Source organism: Bradyrhizobium sp. USDA 10063, assembly GCF_054063735.1.
Window position 1 is genome coordinate 246,833 of the sequence record NZ_JBSSGP010000002.1, and the last position, 20,305, is coordinate 267,137.

The window sequence follows — 20,305 nt, forward strand, 5'->3', positions numbered from 1 at the left end:
GATAAGGTGATGGTAGTTTACGTTCGAAATTCGTCTTGTCCTCACCCGCGCCCGATGCGCCCAATCGCGACGTCAGGAACCGATTTGTCCGCCAGTGTGAAGCGCTTGCTCAATGCGGGCTCCGGGCCCGGGCCTGCCCGGCGAATTGCTCGCATGGTGGATGGGCAAGGCTGGGAGGAAGTGCGCTTCGACATCGATCCGGAGGTGAAACCGGATGTTCTCGGCTCAATCCTTGATCTCGGCGATTCGTTCGCGCCGCAATTGTTCGATGCAGTCTGGTCGTCGCATGTGCTTGAGCATCTCTATGCGCACGAGGTTTTTCCAACGCTGCGTCAGTTCCATCGGGTCTTGAAGCCCGACGGCTTCGCCTTGATCACAAGCCCGGACATCGAATCGGTCGCTCAGTTCATCGTCGAGCATGGGATTGCCGCCATCGCCTACAATTCGCCGGCGGGTCCGATCAGGCCGCTGGACATGCTCTACGGCCATTCGCGCGCGATCGAGGAGGGGCGCGTCTATATGGCCCATCGCACCGGATTTACGGCCGAGCGCCTCGGCAACCTGCTGTTGATGGCGGGCTTTCCGACTGTTTCGGTGAGGACAGAGAATTTTGAGGTCTGTGCGCTCGCGCTGATGCCCGAGGCGGATAGCGAAGCCATCCAGAGGAGTTTGTTAGAAACGGGCTTTAATTTTCAGGAAGCGTCTGCCTAGAAGCTTATCACTGTGCTGGTCGCCTCATGCAACCTGCAGTCAATCGCCTGTGGCAATCGCCATCACGCTAAATGTTAGTATTCCTGTCGTTTTTGTTGTATATATGTTAGTGCTAAGAACGGCAGTCTGTCGATCAGTAACGGCCGTAACAGGCGCTCTTAACAGACACATGGGCTAAGCTTTCATGATCATCCAAGCTGTCGCCGAGAATAGTTATGCGGATCCGGTGTCTCCGTCCGCACTTGGATGTCTGATCATCGTCGCACGACAGCACGGTCTGCACCTCACTACAACGCAGCTTATCAAGGACAACCTGCTGACCGATCAAGAGGTGACGCTCGATCAACTCGTCCGCTGCGCGGAGAAGGCGGGCATGCGGGCGAAGATTGTCAAACTTGATTGGGACGGGCTTGCCCACTTGAAGAAAGCGCTCCCTTCCATCGTTCGTCTGCGCAACGGAAGCCATATGGTACTGCTGCGTGTCGAAGGGGACGCGAATAATACGCGCATCATATTGAGAGATCCGAATGCAGCGGAAGATGCCCTGCTTGTGATCGATCGGCCGCGTTTTGAAGACATCTGGTCCGGGGATGTCGTTCTAGTCAAACGCAACTATGAAATCTCCGACGAATCGCAACCGTTCAGCCTCGGTCTCGTGGCCGCTTTGCTGTTCCGCGAGCGCCGCATGGTTCGGGACGTCGCCGTTTCTGCAGTTATCCTCGGCTTTCTCGGGCTAGCGCCAATTATGTTCTGGCGCCTGATGACGGACAAGGTGGTCTTCTACAAGGCTTACAATACGTTCTTCGTGCTCTGCCTTTCGATGCTGGTCATCATTGCTTTTGAAGCGGGATTCTCGTTCCTTCGACAACTTCTCGTTCATCGCATGACGACCAGGCTGGACGTCAAATTGTCCACTTACGTGTTCGAAAAGGTCCTCAATCTTCCGATCGACTATTTCGAACAGACCGCCGTCGGCCTCATCTCCCGTGACATCCGCGAAGTGTTCCGGATTCGCAATTTTCTGATGGGACAGTTGTTCGGCACGATTCTGGATTCGACGACACTGCTCTTCTTCATTCCCGTCATGTTCTTCTTCAGTCCGGTCATGACATTCGTGGTGCTTGGATTCTCCGGACTGATTGTCGCCTGGCTGGTCCTGATGTTGCCGGCTTACCGCAAGGCGTCGGCCGCCGTCCTTGCGGCGGAGGGCGAGCAGGGCGCGTTCCTAGTGCAGACGCTTAATGGTATTCGGACGGTCAAGTCGCTCGCGCTCGACACACGGCAGCGCCATATGTGGGATGTGCTGGTTGCACGCCTCGCCAAGGCGCGCCTCGCGGAGGGGATGACCGGAAACGCGATCCAGGCGGTTGTGCGTCCGTTGGAAAGGTTGACCGTCAGTGGCGCCTTCGCACTGGGCGTTTATCTCGTGCTGGAAAGCAATGATCCTGTTTATGTCGGAGCACTGTTCGCTTTTCTGCTGTTGTCCCAGCGTGTGTCCGGCCCATTGATGCAGATGGCACAGCTGATCAATCAATTTGATGAAGTGCGTATGGCCGTTTCTATCGTTAGCCGTCTTGTCAACCAACCGGCGGAAGAGGGCCGTTCTGGACATGGCGTCCGCTCGCCGCTTGAGGGCCACGTGGAGTTTTCCGGGGTCACCTTCAAGTATAAGGGCGCGGTCTCGCCAGCGCTAAACAATATCTCCCTCGAGATTCCGAGGGGAACCACACTTGGCGTGATGGGCAAGAGCGGCTCCGGCAAGACGACCATCACGCGGCTGTTGCAACGGCTGCATTCCGACTATGGCGGCTTGATCAAGATCGACGGGATCGATGTTCGCGAATACGACATCGATCATCTCCGCCGCAATGTCGGTGTCGTGTTGCAGGAGAACTTCCTGTTCAGCGGGACGATCCGCGAGAATATCACCGCCGCCAAGCCGGATGCGACGTTTGACGATGTCGTCAGGGCGGCGAGGCTCGCCGGCGCGGAAGAATTCATCGACAAATTGCCGCGCGGCTACGAAACACACGTCTACGAAGGTTCACCGAACCTCTCCGGAGGCCAGCGGCAGCGACTCGCGATCGCGCGCGCCCTGATCGTTGATCCGCCGATCCTCATTCTCGACGAGGCGACGAGCGCGCTTGATGCCGACAGCGAGGCGATCGTAAACGCCAACATCTCGCGGATCGCGCATGGCCGAACCCTCATCATCATCTCGCACCGGCTATCGGCGCTGACGAAGGCGGATGCCATCCTGGTGCTCAATCGCGGCGTGATCGACGATATCGGCCGGCATGAGGAGCTCCTGGAACGCAACGATATCTACAGTTCCCTGTGGTATCAGCAGAACACGCATCTGACGCCTGCGGCCCACAACGATCGGCCGAACTTCCGGAGTCCGAGCCTTGTCTCCTAATCAAGCTTCGCTTGCGACCGTTCGCCAGTTCCAGTCGGAAACCGACGCCATCCGGGAGGAGGCCGAGCCCCTGGTCGCGCGGGCTACACTACATGTGCTTTCTGCGTTTCTGTTTGCGGTTGTCGCCATACTCTGCCTGACGCGGCTCGATCGCGTCATCACCAGCGTGAGCGGCAAGATCGTGCCGGCCGGTCAGATCAGCGTTCTGCAGGCGCTCGATCCATCGATCATCAAGACTATAGATGTCCATGAGGGCGAGCAGGTGCAGTCAGGGCAGCTGCTCGCGACACTTGACGCGACTTTTACTTCTGCCGATCTGACGCAAGCGAAATTGCAGATCGCGAGCCTCGAGACGCAAGTCGCGCGTAGTGAGGCCGAGCTGAACCAGCAGCCGCTCGTCTTTGCCAGCAAGCCGGACTCCGACTTTCAGAAATACGCGGCGCTGCAGAAAGCGCTCTACGATCAGCGGATGGCGCAATATACCGCCCAGCTCAACAGCTTCGAATCGAAGATCAAGCAGACCCAGGCGACGATCGCGAAGCTTCGCGGTGACGATGCCAGGTATCGGCAGCGCGACGAGGTGTTGCAAAAGATCGAGACAATGCGCACGACGCTCGCCGAGCACGGCACCGGTTCGCAGCTCAACATGTATATCTCCCAGGACACCCGACTGGAGCTGCTGCGGACGTTGGAGAACACGCACAACAGCCTGATCGAAGCGCAGAATACGCTGGGATCGCTGATCGCCGATCGCGACGCCTTCAGGCAGCAGTGGTTTGCGCAACTGAGCCAAGATCTCGTAGCGACGCGCAACAAGCTCGACGAAGCGAGAGCGACCTATGATAAGGCGCTGAAGCACCAGGATCTAGTTCGCTGGACGGCGGCACAACCCTCGGTGGTGCTGACCATAGCGATGCTTTCGGTCGGCTCGGTCCTCAAGCCCGGCGATCCCTTCATCACGCTCATGCCGATCGACACCAAACTTGAAGCGGAAATCAGGATCAGTTCGCGGGACATCGGGTACGTCCGGGCTGGAGATCCGTGCACCATGAAGATCGATGCCTTCAATGCCGCGGCGCACGGCACGGCCCAGGGCAGAGTGCGCTGGATCAGCGAGGGCGCGTTCACGACCGATGATGATGGAAAGCCCCTCGACTACGCCTACTACAAGGCACGATGCTCGGTGGACGCGACCAATTTCAGGGATGTGCCAAGCAATTTTCGCCTGATCCCCGGGATGACGCTTTCGGGCGACGTCAATGTCGGCACGCGATCGGTCGCAATGTACCTGCTTGGCGGGATGCTCAAGGGCCTGGGGGAGGCCATGCGTGAGCCATGACGCTGTCGGCCCGATCACTCTTCCAGTGGCTTAAACCTGCTTCTGCGCACGCGAAGCCGTTTGAGCGCGGGTTGGCTGCGTATGAGCGCGGTGAGTATCTGGAGGCCCTGAAGTTCTGGAAGCAGGCATCGCAGGCCGGCGATGCCGAAGCAAGCTATCGAATCGGGTTGCTTTATACAAAAAGCCAGGGCGTCGCGGGAAGCATGCCGGACGCCGTCGCGTGGTTCGAGCGCGCCGCCGAGCTCGGTCACGTCGAAGCGCAATTTCAGCTTGGCGTGATTTTCCTGCACGGGGCTCGCGCTCTCATTGGGCCGAACAGGCCAGAGGCGTGGCGGCAATCGTCTGCTGTTCGGCTTGGCGAGAAGGCGTCGAATGTTCACCAGCTGGTGTTTCCGCACGGGACGAGTGTTGAGAAAGATGTCGACGCTTCCTTCCGCTGGATATCCGCAGCGGCCGAAGCCGGCAAGGCCGAGGCGCAGGCCACGTTGGGTAACATGTATAACGCGGGGACGGGATGTGCGCAGGATCATTCCGCTGCGCTCAAATGGTATCAGGCCGCAGCCGACCAGAAGTTGGCCCTGGGAGAATTCGCGCTTGGTGATGTCTATTATCAAGGGCGTGGCGTGCCCGTCGATTTCGAGCGAGCCGTGATCTGGTATAGCAGGGCCGCCGAACAGGAGCATGTGAGAGCCCAGGTCGCACTTGCCTTCATGAACCTCAAGGGCACCGGAATGCCCGAGAACCATGCCGAGGCTGCGCGGCTGTTCCAGAACGCAGCAAACCATGATGATCCGATTGCGCTCTACAACATCGGTTTGCTGCGCTTGAACGGCAAGGGCATCGCGAAAGACATCGACAAGGCCGAAACCGCGCTGCGCAAGGCCGCGCGCAAGGACTACCTTCCGGCGATCCAGGCGCTGGCAGAATTTTACTCGCATGGCGCAGGGGCAGAGCCGGATCTGCGGGAGGCGGCCAACTGGTATGAGAAGGCTGCCGAGCGGGGCGACGTGCAGGCGCAGTTTTTCGTCGGTCGCTTCTATGCAACCGGAACGGGTGTCGCGCCCAACATTCGTCAAGCCGCAAAATGGTTCGAGCGTGCCGCCGAGAAGGGCCATGCCACTGCGGCGTTCAATATCGCGATCTTCTATCTCAACGGTTCGGGCGTCGAACGCGGTGTGGAGACCGCGATCAAATGGTTTGAGCGCGCGTCCGAGGGCGGCATCAGCGCGGCCCAGATGCAGCTCGGCAGGCTCTATTCCGTGGGCAACGGCGTTGAGCGCGACCACAAGCTCGCAGGGGAATGGCTGAGCAAGGCCGCTGGCGGCGGCGACCCTGACGCCAAGACCGCCTATGCGCTCTTCCTGCTTCATCAGGATGGTTCGATGGACCGGCTTGCACAGGTGCGGTCGCTGTTGACAGAGGCCGCCGCGGCCGACTACGCGCCGGCGGCGTTCCATCTGGGTGCGCTGCTGATGGGCAGGTTTGGCGGAACTGCCGACGTTCGAGGCGCCCTCCCATGGTTCACGCGTGCCGCCAACGCCGGCCACGTCGAGGCTCAGTACACGCTCGGCGTTCTGTATTCTGATCCAAAGAGCGGCATGCGAGATGCGGAGGCTGCCGCGTCCTGGATGGCGAAAGCGGCGCGCGCCGGCAACGCGGCGGCGCAGTTTCAGCTTGCCGTCATGTATTGCACCGGCGCCGGCGTCGCTCAGGATCTCGCCGAGGGCGTGAAGTGGTACGAAGCCGCCGCTCAGCAGGGGCACACCGTTGCGCAATACAATCTCGCCGTGATGCTCGGAAAAGGACAGGGGTGCGATGCCGATCCGACGAAAGCGGTCGAATGGTTTCAGCGGGCGGCTGAGCAAGGCCTGGCGGCAGCGCAGCTTGCGTTGGGGGACGCCCTGATGTCCGGCAACGGTATCGCGCGCGACCGGAACACTGCCGTGCATTGGTATCAGCAAGCCGCGCAGCAAGGCAATCAAGTCGCAGCGCAGCGCCTGAAGTTGATCGGCACGACGACCATTGGCAATGACTGAGTGATCTTCGCGCGACCAACGTGAGCAATTCGAAGAAAGTCCTCACGTTCTCGCAAATGGCGTTGCTTGTTTAGGAGCGGAAAGATGCAAAAGCAGGCAAGCCGTAGTGACAATCTGAGCACAACCAGAGTTAGTTTTCATATTGAGGACAGAAAGATTGCACTATTCTCGTAGTTGCGGAATAAAGCTCTCAATCCACGAATGACTGTGTGAAGATGGCCGATTTTCTTTCGAAGCTCGCTCGCGATGCAGGACAAAAAGAGGCTCGGCCGAGGCGCGGCGCTGCGGCAAGATCGCAACCTAAGGGAGAGCCGGGCGTCGCCAAGACGAATGGCGCAGGCGCTAAGGAACCCACGTCCAACGAGCCGGCGACCAAGCATCCGGAGCTTTCGCCCGAGTCTCAGGTGGCCGCACCAACTTCGCACCAGCCTGAGACGGCTGCACTCGCCATCGACCTTGCCGCCGCCGCGCGCACCCTCAAGGGGCTCGGGCTGTTTGATGAAAACTTCTATGCCGCGAGCTACCCGGACGTGATCGCGGTCGGCGCCGACCCGTTCGAGCACTTCTTCCTTTACGGCTACATCGAGGGGCGCAAGCCCAATCCGATCTTTGATCCGATCTGGTATCTCACGACCTATCCCGATGTGAAGGAGGCGGACATCCATCCGCTCCTGCACTACGCCTCGGTCGGCGAGCCCGAGGGGCGGCGGCCGAGCCCGTATTTCCAGCCGGGCTGGTACAGGGAGAAGTACGCGATCCCGGCGAGCGAGAGCCCGCTCGCCCACTACCTGAAGAATCGTGTGGGTCCGTTCAGTCCGATCCCGGAATTCGACGCGCAATATTACTTGCAGACCTACCAGGACGTCGCGGCCGCCGCCGTCGACCCGTTCGAGCACTTCATCTTCCACGGCTACAAGGAAGGGCGCAATCCGTCGGCCGAGTTCGATACCAAGTTCTACATCCAGCGCTACTTCAAGGGTAAGACCGACCAGAACCCGCTTCTGCATTATCTGGAGCATCGGCACGAGGACGGCATCTATCCGTCACCGCCCGAGAACGAAGCCACCATTCCCGCCGAGATCAAGCGCTTCACCAAGCCAAGCCCGCTGTTCGAGGAACTGAGGCCGCTGCCGGCGAGCGCTAAGCCGCGCGCGAAAGTGCTGGCCTATCACCTGACCCAGTTTCACGCTTTCCCTGAAAACGACAAATGGTGGGGCGCGGGCTTCACCGAGTGGACCAACATCGCCCGCGGCGTTCCGCGTTTTAAGGACCACTATCAGCCGCGGATTCCGCGCGACCTCGGCTTCTATTCCCTCGCCGATGTCGAGACCATGCGCAAGCAGGTCCGGTTGGCGCAGGCGGCTGGCATCTACGGCTTCGTCTATTACTACTACTGGTTCAACGGCAAGCGGCTGATGGAAAAACCGCTCGAACAGTTCCTGAAAGCGCGTGACATCAACATGCCGTTCTGCCTGATGTGGGCGAACGAGAACTGGACGCGGCGCTGGGACGGCATGGAAGGCGAGGTCTTGATCTCGCAGGACTATCTCGCTGACGACGACGAGCGTCTGTTGTCGGACTTCAACCGGCACTTCAAGGACAAGCGGTACATCCGCATTCAGGGCCGACCACTGTTGATGATCTATCGTCCGCGTCTCATTCCGGACACCGCGAAGGTGATTGCGCGATGGCGTTCGATCTTCGCGAAGAAGTTCAATGAAGATCCGATCATCATCATGAGCCAGAGCTTTGATGATCATGATCCCGCTGCGAACGGCATGGATGGCGCGATCGAGTTCCCGCCGCACAAGCTCACGAAATATGTGCCGCTGGTAAATTCCGAGGTCAAGATTCTGGACGATACCTACTCGGGCCAGATCTACAGCTACGACGACGTCGTCAAATATTCGATCGAGGAGCCACGTCCCAATTTTCCGTTGATCAAGACCGTGGTTCCGAGTTGGGACAACGATGCACGCCGGCAGGGAACGGGTCTTGTGATCCAGGGCTCGACGCCGCAGAAGTACGAGGCATGGCTGGCGACGCTGGTCGAGCAGGCGCAGAAGCACACATTTTTCGGCGAGGCCTTCGTCTGCGTCAATGCCTGGAACGAATGGTGCGAGGGCGCCTACCTCGAGCCGGACCTGCATTTCGGATCGGCCTATCTGAACGCCACCGCGCGTGCGGCCACCGGCCTGACGCGGGATCTGTCGCTGCCAAAAGTCTTGCTGGTTGGGCACGATGCGTTTCCGAGCGGTGCGCAGCATCTGTTGCTCAATATCGGCAGGACGCTGCGGAGCGCCTTCAACATTGAGGTCGAGTATCTATTGCTGCAGGGCGGTGCAATGGAGGCCGAATACGCTTCGGTGGCTCCGCTCACCGTTCTCAAGCAGGCTTCCGAAATCCCCGCGACCTTGCGACACTTTCGGGAGAAGGGATTCACGGCCGCAGTCGCCAACACCTCGGCGAGCGGACGCGCCACCAAATTCCTCGCTGAAATGGGTTTTCGCACGGTTTCGCTGGTGCATGAACTGCCGCGGATCCTTCGCGAAAAGAATCTGGATGACGTCGCACGCATGGCGATCGGGAGCGCGCAGCACGTTGTGTTCGCTTCCGAGTTCGTCCGCGACAGGCTGGTGGAAGCGCTCAAGCTCGATGCTGGTGACGGGCGCTTCCTGATCCGAGCGCAAGGCAGCTACAAGCAGATCGAGCCGACGCCGGCGGAAGCCGTTTTGGTTCGCAAGGAGTTTGGCGTCGGTCCCGCGGACAAGATGGTGCTCGGTGTCGGCTATGCCGACCTGCGCAAAGGATTCGATCTGTTCCTGCAGGTTTGGAACCTGGTTCGGCGTCAGAATCCGAACGTCCATTTCTGCTGGGCGGGCGGCATCGATCCCGGCCTGCAGGAATGGTTGGGGCCTGAGATCAGCCGCGCCGAGGCCACCGGCCGTTTTCATCTCGCCGGCTTCCGTTCCGATATGCAGGCGCTCTACTCCGCCTCAGACGTCTACGCCCTGACCTCGCGCGAGGATCCTTTCCCGACAGTGGCCCTGGAGGCGCTCAGCGTCGGCGTGCCGGTGGTCGCTTTCCAGGACTCCGGCGGCATCCCCGGGTTCCTTCTCAAGGAGAATGTCGGCCGCGTCGTGCCCTATTGCGACGTGCCGGCGATGGCGCAAGCAGTGGAGAATTTCCTGCGCTGGACGCCATCAGAGGCTGAACGCGCCCGCATGACCGAGATCATCCAGACCAAATTCGCGTTCGCAGACTACGTCCGCGATCTGCTCCGGCTTGCCGTGCCTTCGCTCCCGACCATCTCGGTCGCGGTTCCCAACTACAACTACGCGCACTGCCTTCCGGAGCGGCTCTATACCATCTTCGACCAGAACCATCCGGTCGAGGAGATCATCGTGCTCGACGACTGCTCCTCCGACGACAGCATCTCCGTCATCATGAAGCTCGCCGACGAGCGCCAGCGCGATCTCACGCTCGTTATCAACGAGCAGAATTCCGGTTCGGTGTTCGCGCAATGGGCCAAGGCTGCGGAGATGGCGAGGGGCGAGTTCCTCTGGATCGCCGAGGCCGACGATCTTTCCGAGCCCACTTTCCTGTCGAGCCTGCTCGCACTGATGAAGGGCGATCCCGACATCGCGCTCGGCTTCACCGATTCGAAATCCATCGATGCCGATGGCTCCCATCTTTACGCGACCTACAAGCCCTATTACGCAACGATCGAGCCCGGCGCCCTGTCGCGCACCGAGGTCTTCGACGGCCGCGATTTCGTGACCCGCTATCTCGGGGTCAAGAATACCATCCTGAACGTCAGCTCGGTGTTGTGGCGGCGCGAAGCGTTGTTACGCGCGCTCGAATCCTGCCGCGACGACCTGGCCGAGCTGCGCATGGCCGGCGACTGGCGCATCTACCTGGAGGCACTCGCCGCGCCTGGCGCCAGGATCGCCTATGTCGCCGATCCCCTGAACGTGCACCGTCGCCATGCCGCGAGCGTCACACATTCGCTCAAGGCACAGAAGCACATCGAAGAGATCGACAGCATGCACCGCGTCGCCCGCGAGAGGTTCGGCCTCTCCGCACGCGAGACCGGCTCGCAGGCCGCCTATCTCGAGGAAGTAACGGCGCAATTGCTGGGGGCATCCGCGGAGGCCGAAAAGCCGAAGCGGACAGCAAAAGCCGCGCCGCGCGCGATGGCGAGACTGTAGCTGGAAGAATGTTGGGGGTGACTTGATGTTTGTGCCTTCTGCCGCGTCTTTGATGAACGCTTTAAGTACGAAACAGTCAGCGCTCAATGGCAACGGCTCGATTGAAATTCCCACTCGGCTCCTGAAGATGTTGTTACAGATTGCTTTGGCAGCAGCTGACTTTGATGAGGAGGAGTATCTGAGACGGAATCCTGACGTAACGAGGGCGATAGAGCGGGGAGAAGTTGAAAGCGCCAAGGTGCACTATATCGGCTACGGCTACTTCGAGGGAAGGCAGGGAGGAGGTCCTGAAGTCGATGAGGAATGGTATCTTCAGAAATATCCGGACGTAGCCTCGGCCGTCAGGGAAAGGAAAGTGACGTCGGCCACGGATCATTTTCATGCCATTGGCGGTGGAGAAGGACGTAGCCCGAACGCCGAACACGAGGAGGATGCGCATCTATGGAAGAAAGTGCTAAGGGGAATCTAGCGTGTTAGACTAGGCATCATGGTGGAAAACGAGGACTCGGACCACCATGACTGCGGTTAGGGAGGTCACGAGCGGCGCATGGAGGGATTTAATGAGCTTCCATTTTGGCGTGCGGACAAAGAAAAGATCTGCGAAAGAATACGTGCTCGGCGCGCCACATTAAAGATCGTTGTGAAGGCAAAGGACGAGAAGCATTTCTTGAGGGACTGGATTGCTTATCACTCCGCTATCGTTGGGTACGAAAATCTGATCGTGTTTGACAACATGTCCTCTGACCCAACCGTCGAGGCTATCTATAAGCAACTTCCGAAAGAGACTGTGCTTGTTCGGTATGACGGCTTTCACAACAATATCCATAACAAGGAAATCTTTGCGAGCCTCTATGCTGCCTTGGCCGAGTCTTGCAGATATTTCCTGTTCATCGATACGGATGAGTTCTTAACGTTCATCGATAATGACAAGATGGTGCTACCACAATCCATCGTAGACTTTCTGGCAGATTGCGAACCGATTGACGCATATCCTGGCACTTGGCTTTACAATGCGCCTCTGAGCAGATCCCTGTTCCGCTGCGGATCGATTGGCGAGTTGGATGGGGGATTGCGGTGGGGAAAGCCAATCTTGAGGTCTGCCGCAAGGACGTCGGGAACCTTGCTGCACAACTCGGAGGTCTCCGGTTCGTTCTATAGTGCGTCGACGCCACTTTGTTTTTTCATTTTACACATGCTGAACCTGTATCCGGATCAACGCATCGCCGTTAATCTTCGCAAGATGGTAGCCCGAGGTCTAATCCGACCTGGCGACACTGTTGAAGCGGTACTAGCCCGTGACTGGACCAAGATTGAAGATAACATCGTCAAAGTCTACGTGTCCGAGCTGAGAGCTTTCACTGAGGCAGCGATCACTTCCCCTTTGTACGGCTCGAAAGGTCTAATCAAGATTGAGCCAAACTCACGTGTCGGATTTCCGAGTCCGTATGAAGAAGGAGTGTTTGATGCATTTCGCTCCAATGGACCAACAGGAGCAATCAGCCGAGTATTGATCTCTTAGCGGTAAGGCTTCAGGTTAGTTGTCAAGTCTACCTTCTGAGGAGAGCCGACGACCATGGCTCGCCGCAGAAGAAGCTTCCAGAGGAAACGCCATGACTCGGGAAATTTGCCTACTCTTCGACACGACCGGACTGAACGCTTTCACGGAAGCGATACTCCAGGAATATCGAGAAGCGATTTCGGATCTTTGTGACGTTTACGCGGTTGTGCATCACCACGGAGACGTGCGCTGCACGGATCGGGACTCTCGCGTCATTTATCTGACCGATTCGCAAATTTTCGACGAAGTCGACCATCACAAGGATACAAGTCGAGGCTTGATCCCAGGAAACCCCGATCTGAAGATGGTACGCGTAATGCGAGAGGTCCCCAATTATCGTCAGTACATTTGGATCGAGTACGATGTCTTCTGCACCGGGAATCTTCGAAGCGCTCTAACCTCGTTGATGGCTGTAACAAGAAATGCAGACTTCGCTGCAAGCTATATTCTCCCTTGGAAGCAAGATGGGTGGATGTGGTGGAATTCACTGAAGGTGCCCGCTCACCTAGGCAGAGAGCCAAGCGCGATCGCTGTGCGAGCTTTTTTGCCGCTCTTGGTGTTCTCAAAACGGTATATCGACGTGTTTGAGGAACAACTGAAACTTGGGTGGGCCGGCCACTTCGAAGTTACAATGGCTACGATTGCATCGGTTTGCGGCCTTCAAATGCTCGACTTGAGCAAGTCAGAGCCGCGCTTCACTCACTATCCGCAGTTCAAAATCAAACAGGTCGCCAAGCTCGAAGAGTTTGTTCCGATCTTTGTGCATCCAGTCAAGACATCTGACGCTAGGGCAGAGATAAGGAAGAAGCTGGCCGAACTTCAGTGCACTGCAATGGCTTGAAATAGGTCGATAGGTCGTGCCCCGTGGCGTGGTGTATCTGAGTGCGGGCCATCACCACCAAGTTCGCCGGCATGGGCCGGATCGGTCAGGTGGCGATAGCCGGAAGGCTGACGGCGGGGTTATCGCCCAATGGAGCGATGGTTTCCAGTCATGTAGCGTCCACGCTGGACGGCCCACCCATGATTCCGCTCGAGGAGCGTGCTTCGCGAGCGGCTTCGCTCCAGCTACCCACCAGATGGGACACGACCATGAAATAGCTTTGGCCGCAGCAGGAACGTCTATCTCTTCATTTCAACGCACATCCCGGATCGCTCAGTTGGTTTGTGGGCGCCAGTGCATCATGCAGCGATCTCAAACGATCTGTGTCACAGGGTAAAGTAGGGACGAGCCAGCCGCCTTCATCGTTTTCATTCCACGCATAAACTAGCACAACAGGGGCGCGTTGATCAGTCGGTTGGGTAGATACGAACTGTAACGCGGCTTCGAGGTGAGTTGCTAATGCTGTCGTGCTCGGTGCTTCGTAATAATACTGTATGCCATCACCGGGCCGTTGACGTTTTTCCCACGGAACTGGATGCTCGACGCGCGGTCGCCTATCGAACCCGGCCATTACAGTCGGGACGACTGGTAGGCCTGCTTTGGAAAGAGTGGACCAGCGCCTCTGCGCAAGATCAGCCAGCGTTGCATAGGATCCAGCGGCGCGAGGGTCACCTATCGAGTAACTCCCAATCGCGTCCACTCCCGCCAAGCTCCACTCTTTGAGCTGAGCAAAGGGACCAGAAGCTACAATATAGGGATTGCCATTGCCGGCGGCCATGTTCTTCTTCCGAAATTCGAGAAGCATGGCTCTCAAACGATCTAAACTGCCCCAACGATCCGTTATCGTTTTCCGGTCCATGAATCCCAGAAAGTAGATTGGCCTATTGCCTATCGGCCGCAGATACTCTGGGCGGCTCATCAAGTGGATGTGCTCGTCCATCAGCGGTGCAGGATGCGCTGAACTTCCCCAACGAGCCAGTTCCGTGAATAGGCAGAACTTTATCTGAGTGCGCCATTCGCTCGACAAATACTTTTCGAGTGCAGCCGACATGGGATGGCCCGCGCCATAACTAACAAATGCCCAATAATCCAAACCAGCATATGATGCTTGTCTGATCTCCAAGTCCATTAGCGCCTGAGAAAGCGAGGGAAGTTCCACCTTCTTGTTTTCACCCGGCGTAACCTTGGCGAAAAAGGGCAAACGCCATCTGTATTGGGTAGGTGCCAGGGATTTTTCGACTGCGGAGGTCGGCCCGGTCCCAGGAGAGTACCAGGCGTCCCACCGGATAGCGCCGACTAATGGCCTAGATTCAGTGCGGGCTCGTGCGGTTGGAATTCTGGCTAGCGGAACCGCGGCAAACAACGATTTCAGAAGAAAGCGTCGAGTTACCTTCATGGGCGCACGATCTCGGTTGCTGGTTACAGGCAGCACTTTGCTCTTCTCGGAAGCCCGATCTTTGCAGAGCTCGGTGTATAATGCGACAAAACGAGCTTAGTTTCAGCACTCGTTACTTGATCGTGAAGGCGCCTGTCGTACTAACATTGGAACCAAGCGCTCTAATTTGGATCCAGACGATGCTTTTGGAGGAGTTGTTGCGCCCGTTCTCTATCCAGATGCGACGGTCTTTCAAAAACTGACATATTGTTCGCTCGCGCTATCTCCCGAGCGATGCTTTTGACCGAATGATATTGCGGCCGGTTGGCGAAATCGTGGATCGCTATAAAGGCGCCGGAAGTCGAATGAAGCAAGCATTGCACGAAACAAGCCACTCGAAAACGGCCGTCGACGAAATATAGATCGGCGTTTCGGCTTTCTGGACGCTGCCAAATACCTTCGTGGTATTGCGGCCATGAGCTCTCTTTTTCTCGATCCGCTGGATACCCCCACTCCCGAAGCTTACCGATATCGACGTGCACCAACTGAGGCTTCGTTATGCAATCGTCAGTTGCGTTGGCAACATTGGCAAGCCACTCCTGTGACGAGTCGATCGAAATGATCCACTCTTTTTCTGTCTGGGAAGCTAGCCATGTGCTTCCGCCTGATCCGAACTCCAGATAACGCGCCGATAGAGCTAGGAAGCTCTTGAACAGCGTCATTTCCTGACTATCCATCGCGACTTGCATGATAGATCCCGTTGCTCTTCGACGTCCCAACTTATAAGGCTGCGTTATATAAGGCTGCGTTAGTAGATCTCTGCGATCTAGCCACCAATATGGCGTTACCGCTCACTGCCGGCCAATACTTTCATACTTGAATCCGAGCGCCCGCACGTCCTCCGGCCGGTAGATATTCCGGAGGTCGACGATCACCGGTGCCGCCATCGCCCGCTTGATCCGCTCGAGGTCCAGCGCGCGAAACTGCCGCCACTCGGTGACGATGACGAGCGCGTCAGCGCCGCGGGCGCAGGTGTAGGGGTCGTCGCAATATTCGATGCCGTCCAGTTCCTTCTTCGCCTGCTCCATGCCGACGGGGTCATGGGCTTTTACCTCGGCGCCGAAATCCAGGAGACCGGCGATCAGCGGGATCGAGGGCGCTTCGCGCATATCGTCGGTGTCGGGCTTGAAGGTCAGGCCCAGCACGGCGATGGTCTTGCCGCGGAGGTCGCTGCCGAGTGCGTTGGCGACCTTGCGCGACATCGCGCGTTTGCGGTTTTCGTTGGCGGTCAGGGTTGCTTCGACAATCCGGAGCTGCACGCCGTAGTCGAGCGCGGTCTTCGACAGCGCGCGGGTGTCCTTCGGAAAACACGAGCCGCCATAGCCGGCGCCGGCATGCAGGAATTTGGTGCCAATGCGGTTGTCGAGTCCGATACCCCGCGCGATCTCCTGCACATTGGCGCCGACCTGTTCCGCAAGATCCGCCATCTCATTGATAAAAGTGATCTTGGTCGCGAGAAAGGCGTTGGCGGCGTATTTGATCAGTTCGGCGGTGCGCCGGCTGGTGTAGAGGATCGGCGCCTGGTTGAGATAAAGCGGGCGGTAGATCTCACCCATCACCTTCCTGGCGCGCTCGTCTTCGGTACCGACCACGATGCGGTCGGGATGCTGGAAGTCGCGGATCGCAGCGCCCTCGCGCAGGAATTCCGGGTTCGAGGCGACCGCAAAGTCGGCCGTCGGATTGGCCTCGCGGATGATACGCTCCACTTCATCGCCGGTGCCGACCGGCACCGTCGATTTGGTGACGATGACCGTAAAATCCTTCAGATGCGCCGCGATCTCGCGGGCGGCAGCGTGCACATAGCTCAGATCCGCATGTCCGTCGCCGCGCCTGGATGGCGTTCCGACCGCGATGAAGACGGCGTCCGCGTGAGCGATGCTGGAAAGATCGGTCGCGAACTTCAGCCGGCCCGAATTCATGCCGGTCTCGACAAGGCTGTCGAGGTCGGGCTCGAAGATCGGAATCTTGCACTGCTTCAGCGCTGCGATCTTGTCGGCATCCTTGTCGATGCAGGTGACGTCATGGCCGAAATCTGCAAAGCAGGCTCCGGACACCAAGCCGACATACCCGGCCCCAATCATCGCAATGCGCATCGTAGTATGGACCCAAGTTGCCGATCACGAGAGTGGGGGAGGTGATGCCGTTCCGAAGGGATCATTCGTTGCGTTACCGGTTGAGCCCTACGCGTTTTGCAGCATAGCCTCGCTCTAGGATCGTCCGCCACCATGGTTGCTCGTCGACATACCAACGCACGGTCTTCTCGATGCCGGTCTCGAAGTTCTCCTCCGCGCGCCAGCCGAGATCGCGCTCCAGCTTTGAGGCGTCGATGGCATAGCGTCGGTCGTGGCCGGGGCGGTCGGCGACGAGGGTGATCAGGTCGCGGCGCGGACCCTTCGCGCCCGGTGCGACTTCGTCGAGCAGATCGCAAATGCTTTCCACCACATGCAGGTTGGTGCGTTCGTTGCGGCCGCCAACATTGTAGGTTTCGCCGACCACGCCGCGCTCGAGCACCAGCGTGAGCGCTTTCGCATGATCTTCGACATAGAGCCAGTCGCGGATGTTCTTTCCGTCGCCATAGACGGGCAGGGGCTCGCCGCTCAGGCCCTTGATGATCATGTGCGGAATCAGCTTTTCCGGGAAGTGATAGGGGCCGTAATTGTTCGAGCAGTTGGTGACCAGCGTCGGCAGCTCGTAGGTCTCGCGCCAGGCGCGCACCAGATGGTCGGAGGAAGCCTTGCTTGCCGAATAGGGCGAGTTCGGCGCGTAGGCCGTGGTTTCCGTGAAGAAGCCGTCGTCGCCGAGCGAGCCGAACACCTCGTCGGTCGAGATGTGCAGGAAGCGGAAGCGCGCACGCTTCTCGGGCGACAGCGTACGCCAATGGCGCAGCGTTTCCTGCAGGATGGTGAAGGTGCCGACGACGTTGGTCTGGATGAATTCGCCGGGACCATCGATCGAGCGGTCGACATGGCTCTCGGCGGCAAGGTTCATCACCGCGTCGGGCTGGTATTTCTCGAACAAGCGGCGCAGCCCGATGCCATCGCAAATGCATTGCTTCTCGAAGGCGTAGTTCAGGTTCTCCTTCGCGCCCGGCAGCGAGTCGAGATTGGCGGCATAGGTGAGCTTGTCGATGTTGACCACGCGGGCGTGACTGTCGCGCAGGAGATGACGTACCACGGCTGAGCCAATGAAGCCGGCGCCGCCGGTGACAAAAATAGTCGAGCCCTTAAAGCGCATGATCTATCGCCTCCACGGATTGGAATCAGCCCTTGTGCGAGCGGGCAACGGACTTCAGATATTCGCCATAGCTGCTTTTCGCGGTCTTCTCGGCCACCTTCTCGAACGCCTGAAGCGAGATGTAGCCCTGCCGTAGCGCGATCTCTTCGGGGCAGGCGATGCGCAAGCCCTGGCGCTGCTCGAGGATCTGGACGAAATGGCTGGCCTCGACCAGCGAGGAATGCGTGCCGGTGTCGAGCCAGGCAAAGCCGCGGCCGAGCACCTCGACATAGAGATCGCCGCGCTCGAGATAGGCGTTGTTGACGTCGGTGATCTCGATCTCGCCGCGGGCCGACGGCTTGATCCGAGCTGCGATCTCGACGACGTCGTTGTCATAAAAGTATAGCCCGGTGACGGCTACGTTGGACTTTGGCTGTTTCGGCTTCTCTTCGATCGAGAGCGCCCGGCCGGTGTGATCGAGCTCGACCACCCCATATTGCTCGGGCGTGTTGACGATATAGCCGAACACGGTGGCGCCCTTCTTGCGGAAGGAGGCGGCGGACAGCATGCTTGGCAGCCCGTGGCCGTAGAAAATGTTATCGCCTAACACAAGGGCGACCGAGTCCGAGCCGATGAAGTCGCGGCCTACGATGAAGGCGTCCGCAAGCCCACGCGGCGTTTCCTGTGTGGCATAGGAGAAGCGCAAGCCGATCTCGCCACCGTCGCCCAGCAGCCGCTGAAACAGCGGCTTGTCTTGCGGCGTCGAAATGATCAGAATGTCCCGGATTCCGCCCAACATCAGTGTCGACAGCGGATAATAGATCATCGGCTTGTCGAAGACGGGCAGAAGCTGCTTTGATACGACCGTCGTCACTGGGTAAAGGCGCGAGCCCGTCCCGCCGGCTAGGATAATGCCCTTCATAGCCCCTCACGTTTACTATCACAAAACATAACATATAATGTGAAGTGCACAAGGTTGTTATCAATGCAGTGATAACATTGTGAGCCAGCAATTTCGAAGTGTTGTGAAATGAATGTCATCCAGACCGAACTTCCTGAAGTCCTCATCATCGAACCCAAGCTGTTCGGCGATCAGCGCGGCTTTTTCCTCGAAACTTATCAATCCTTCCGATACGCCGAGCACGGGGTCGCTCGGCCCTTCGTGCAGGACAACATGTCACGCTCGAGTTTTGGCGTGCTGCGCGGGCTGCATTTGCAGAATCCCGTCACGCAGGGAAAACTGGTCACCGCGCTGCGCGGCAAGGTGCTGGATGTCGCCGTTGACGTGCGGGTCGGAAGCCCGAATTTTAGCCGCCACGTTGCCGTCGAATTGAGCGAAGAGAACAGGCGACAACTCTGGGTTCCCCGCGGCTTCGCGCACGGCTTTGTCGTTCTCTCCGAGACCGCTGACTTTTTCTACAAATGCGACGATCTTTACAGTCCCAAGGATGAGGTCTCCATCCGCTGGGACGATCCCGCGATCGGCATCAACTGGGGCGTCGAAAAACCGTCTTTGTCAGCCAAGGACGCCGTGGCGCCGCTGTTGGCCGACGTGAAAAACCTTCCAGTCTATGGGCAAGTCTGATGCGGATCTTGTTGACGGGTACCAATGGCCAGGTGGGCGGCGCATTGCGGCCGCTGCTGGCAAACCACGGCACGATCATCGCGCCGTCGCGCGCGGAGTTCGATCTGTCGAAGCCCGAGACGCTCGCTGAAAGGCTCGACAGTTTCAAACCCGATCTCATCATCAACCCTGCCGCCTATACCGCGGTGGACCGCGCCGAAGACGAACGCGAGCTCGCCTTCCTCGTCAACGCCAAGGCGCCGGAGATGATCGCGAGATGGGCAGCGCAGCGTCGTGCGCCGCTGGTCCATTTCTCCACCGACTATGTCTTCGACGGCTCCGGCGACAAGCCGTGGCGCGAGGACAGTCCCACAAATCCGCTTTCGGCCTACGGCGCCAGCAAGCTGGCCGGAGACACGGCGATCCAGGCGGCCGGCGGGCCGCATCTGATCGCGCGCACGTCCTGGGTCTATGCCGCCAAGGGAGCCAACTTCCTGCGTACGATCGCGCGGCTGGCCGGCGAGCGCAAAGAGCTGCGCATCGTCGCCGACCAGATCGGCGCCCCGACGACGGCGAGCGCGATTGCCGACGCGATCGCCCGCATTGTACTGCCAAACCTGTCGGACTTGAACGCGCCGTTCGTGCGCAACAGCGGCGTGGTCAACCTTGTCTGCGCCGGCGAGACCAGTTGGCACGGCTTTGCGAGCGCCATCGTTGCCGGCCTGAAGTCGCGCGGTGTGGAACTCGCCGTGGAGACTATCGTTCCGATCGCGACCGCCGACTTTCCGACCAAGGCCAAGCGGCCCGGCAATTCTCGGCTCGATCTGGCGCGCCTGAAAAATCGGTTCGGAGTGACCACGCCGGCTTGGCAGGATGCGTTGGCAGTGGAGCTCGACGAGTTCGCCGCCATCCAGCAAGCACCGGCGAGCGGCTGACCAC

General features: G+C 58.8%; 15 protein-coding genes. 10 read left to right on the forward strand and 5 right to left on the reverse strand.

What is annotated here, in order from left to right; translation table 11 throughout:
* The first annotated feature begins 54 nt into the window (after positions 1 to 54).
* The 8 genes from ACVJGD_RS03090 to ACVJGD_RS03125 all read left to right on the forward strand — a co-directional run bounded on the left by ACVJGD_RS03090 (position 55) and on the right by ACVJGD_RS03125 (position 13,115).
* Positions 55 to 711 carry a class I SAM-dependent methyltransferase gene (locus tag ACVJGD_RS03090; protein WP_456632978.1) on the forward strand — a complete coding sequence of 219 codons (657 nt, stop codon included), beginning with the start codon at positions 55 to 57 and terminating at the stop codon, positions 709 to 711.
* A 184-nt stretch (positions 712 to 895) separates the two neighbouring features.
* Entirely contained in the window at positions 896 to 3,130 is a 2,235-nt protein-coding gene (locus ACVJGD_RS03095; RefSeq protein WP_456632979.1) for a peptidase domain-containing ABC transporter, read from the forward strand.
* Positions 3,120 to 4,469, forward strand: coding sequence for an HlyD family type I secretion periplasmic adaptor subunit (locus tag ACVJGD_RS03100; protein WP_456632980.1), 1,350 nt, complete (start codon positions 3,120 to 3,122; stop codon positions 4,467 to 4,469). The genes ACVJGD_RS03095 and ACVJGD_RS03100 overlap by 11 nt, the downstream gene beginning before the upstream one ends.
* Positions 4,466 to 6,505, forward strand: a complete 2,040-nt coding sequence (locus ACVJGD_RS03105; protein WP_456632981.1) for a hypothetical protein — start codon at positions 4,466 to 4,468, stop codon at positions 6,503 to 6,505. Before ACVJGD_RS03100 ends, ACVJGD_RS03105 begins: the two co-directional genes overlap by 4 nt.
* Positions 6,506 to 6,909: 404 nt before the next feature.
* Complete coding sequence (locus ACVJGD_RS03110; protein ID WP_456632982.1) at positions 6,910 to 10,716, forward strand: glycoside hydrolase family 99-like domain-containing protein; 3,807 nt, start codon at positions 6,910 to 6,912, stop codon at positions 10,714 to 10,716.
* Positions 10,717 to 10,741: 25 nt separating this feature from the next.
* Positions 10,742 to 11,185: a hypothetical protein gene (locus ACVJGD_RS03115; RefSeq protein ID WP_456632983.1), complete on the forward strand. Its 444-nt coding sequence runs from the start codon at positions 10,742 to 10,744 to the stop codon at positions 11,183 to 11,185.
* 78 nt (positions 11,186 to 11,263) lie between these two features.
* The gene (locus ACVJGD_RS03120) at positions 11,264 to 12,235 is read left to right on the forward strand and encodes a glycosyltransferase family 2 protein (RefSeq protein ID WP_456632984.1); all 972 of its coding nucleotides are present in this window, start codon (positions 11,264 to 11,266) and stop codon (positions 12,233 to 12,235) included.
* Positions 12,236 to 12,326: 91 nt separating this feature from the next.
* Positions 12,327 to 13,115 carry a hypothetical protein gene (locus tag ACVJGD_RS03125; protein ID WP_456632985.1) on the forward strand — a complete coding sequence of 263 codons (789 nt, stop codon included), beginning with the start codon at positions 12,327 to 12,329 and terminating at the stop codon, positions 13,113 to 13,115.
* Positions 13,116 to 13,401: 286 nt separating this feature from the next.
* Here the strand turns inward: ACVJGD_RS03125 and ACVJGD_RS03130 are convergent, their stop codons facing one another.
* The 5 genes from ACVJGD_RS03130 to rfbA form a co-directional block, all read right to left on the reverse strand.
* Positions 13,402 to 14,355, reverse strand: a complete 954-nt coding sequence (locus ACVJGD_RS03130) for a hypothetical protein (protein ID WP_456632986.1) — start codon at positions 14,353 to 14,355, stop codon at positions 13,402 to 13,404.
* A 356-nt stretch (positions 14,356 to 14,711) separates the two neighbouring features.
* Positions 14,712 to 15,278, reverse strand: coding sequence for a hypothetical protein (locus tag ACVJGD_RS03135; protein WP_456632987.1), 567 nt, complete (start codon positions 15,276 to 15,278; stop codon positions 14,712 to 14,714).
* A 102-nt stretch (positions 15,279 to 15,380) separates the two neighbouring features.
* Positions 15,381 to 16,682, reverse strand: coding sequence for a UDP-glucose dehydrogenase family protein (locus tag ACVJGD_RS03140; protein ID WP_456632988.1), 1,302 nt, complete (start codon positions 16,680 to 16,682; stop codon positions 15,381 to 15,383).
* Between the two features lie 73 nt (positions 16,683 to 16,755).
* Entirely contained in the window at positions 16,756 to 17,823 is a 1,068-nt protein-coding gene (rfbB, locus tag ACVJGD_RS03145; RefSeq protein ID WP_456632989.1) for a dTDP-glucose 4,6-dehydratase, read from the reverse strand.
* A gap of 25 nt (positions 17,824 to 17,848) precedes the next feature.
* Entirely contained in the window at positions 17,849 to 18,724 is an 876-nt protein-coding gene (gene rfbA / locus ACVJGD_RS03150; protein ID WP_456632990.1) for a glucose-1-phosphate thymidylyltransferase RfbA, read from the reverse strand.
* A gap of 108 nt (positions 18,725 to 18,832) precedes the next feature.
* Between rfbA and rfbC the strand changes: the two genes are divergently transcribed.
* Both rfbC and rfbD read left to right on the forward strand, forming a co-directional pair.
* Positions 18,833 to 19,387, forward strand: coding sequence for a dTDP-4-dehydrorhamnose 3,5-epimerase (gene rfbC, locus ACVJGD_RS03155; protein WP_456632991.1), 555 nt, complete (start codon positions 18,833 to 18,835; stop codon positions 19,385 to 19,387).
* Positions 19,387 to 20,301, forward strand: a complete 915-nt coding sequence (rfbD, locus tag ACVJGD_RS03160; RefSeq protein WP_456632992.1) for a dTDP-4-dehydrorhamnose reductase — start codon at positions 19,387 to 19,389, stop codon at positions 20,299 to 20,301. The genes rfbC and rfbD overlap by 1 nt, the downstream gene beginning before the upstream one ends.
* Positions 20,302 to 20,305: the final 4 nt, after the last annotated feature.

What these genes read in the sequence shown, in the direction of transcription:
- ACVJGD_RS03090 (WP_456632978.1), top strand. Translation starts at nt 55, where the DNA reads ATGCGCCCAATCGCGACGTCAGGAACCGATTTGTCCGCCAGTGTGAAG.
- ACVJGD_RS03095 (WP_456632979.1), top strand. Translation starts at nt 896, where the DNA reads ATGATCATCCAAGCTGTCGCCGAGAATAGTTATGCGGATCCGGTGTCT.
- ACVJGD_RS03105 (WP_456632981.1), top strand. Translation starts at nt 4,466, where the DNA reads ATGACGCTGTCGGCCCGATCACTCTTCCAGTGGCTTAAACCTGCTTCT.
- ACVJGD_RS03115 (WP_456632983.1), top strand. Translation starts at nt 10,742, where the DNA reads ATGTTTGTGCCTTCTGCCGCGTCTTTGATGAACGCTTTAAGTACGAAA.
- ACVJGD_RS03120 (WP_456632984.1), top strand. Translation starts at nt 11,264, where the DNA reads ATGGAGGGATTTAATGAGCTTCCATTTTGGCGTGCGGACAAAGAAAAG.
- ACVJGD_RS03125 (WP_456632985.1), top strand. Translation starts at nt 12,327, where the DNA reads ATGACTCGGGAAATTTGCCTACTCTTCGACACGACCGGACTGAACGCT.
- ACVJGD_RS03135 (WP_456632987.1), bottom strand. Translation starts at nt 15,278, where the DNA reads ATGCAAGTCGCGATGGATAGTCAGGAAATGACGCTGTTCAAGAGCTTC.
- ACVJGD_RS03140 (WP_456632988.1), bottom strand. Translation starts at nt 16,682, where the DNA reads ATGCGCATTGCGATGATTGGGGCCGGGTATGTCGGCTTGGTGTCCGGA.
- rfbB (WP_456632989.1), bottom strand. Translation starts at nt 17,823, where the DNA reads ATGCGCTTTAAGGGCTCGACTATTTTTGTCACCGGCGGCGCCGGCTTC.
- rfbA (WP_456632990.1), bottom strand. Translation starts at nt 18,724, where the DNA reads ATGAAGGGCATTATCCTAGCCGGCGGGACGGGCTCGCGCCTTTACCCA.
- rfbC (WP_456632991.1), top strand. Translation starts at nt 18,833, where the DNA reads ATGAATGTCATCCAGACCGAACTTCCTGAAGTCCTCATCATCGAACCC.
- rfbD (WP_456632992.1), top strand. Translation starts at nt 19,387, where the DNA reads ATGCGGATCTTGTTGACGGGTACCAATGGCCAGGTGGGCGGCGCATTG.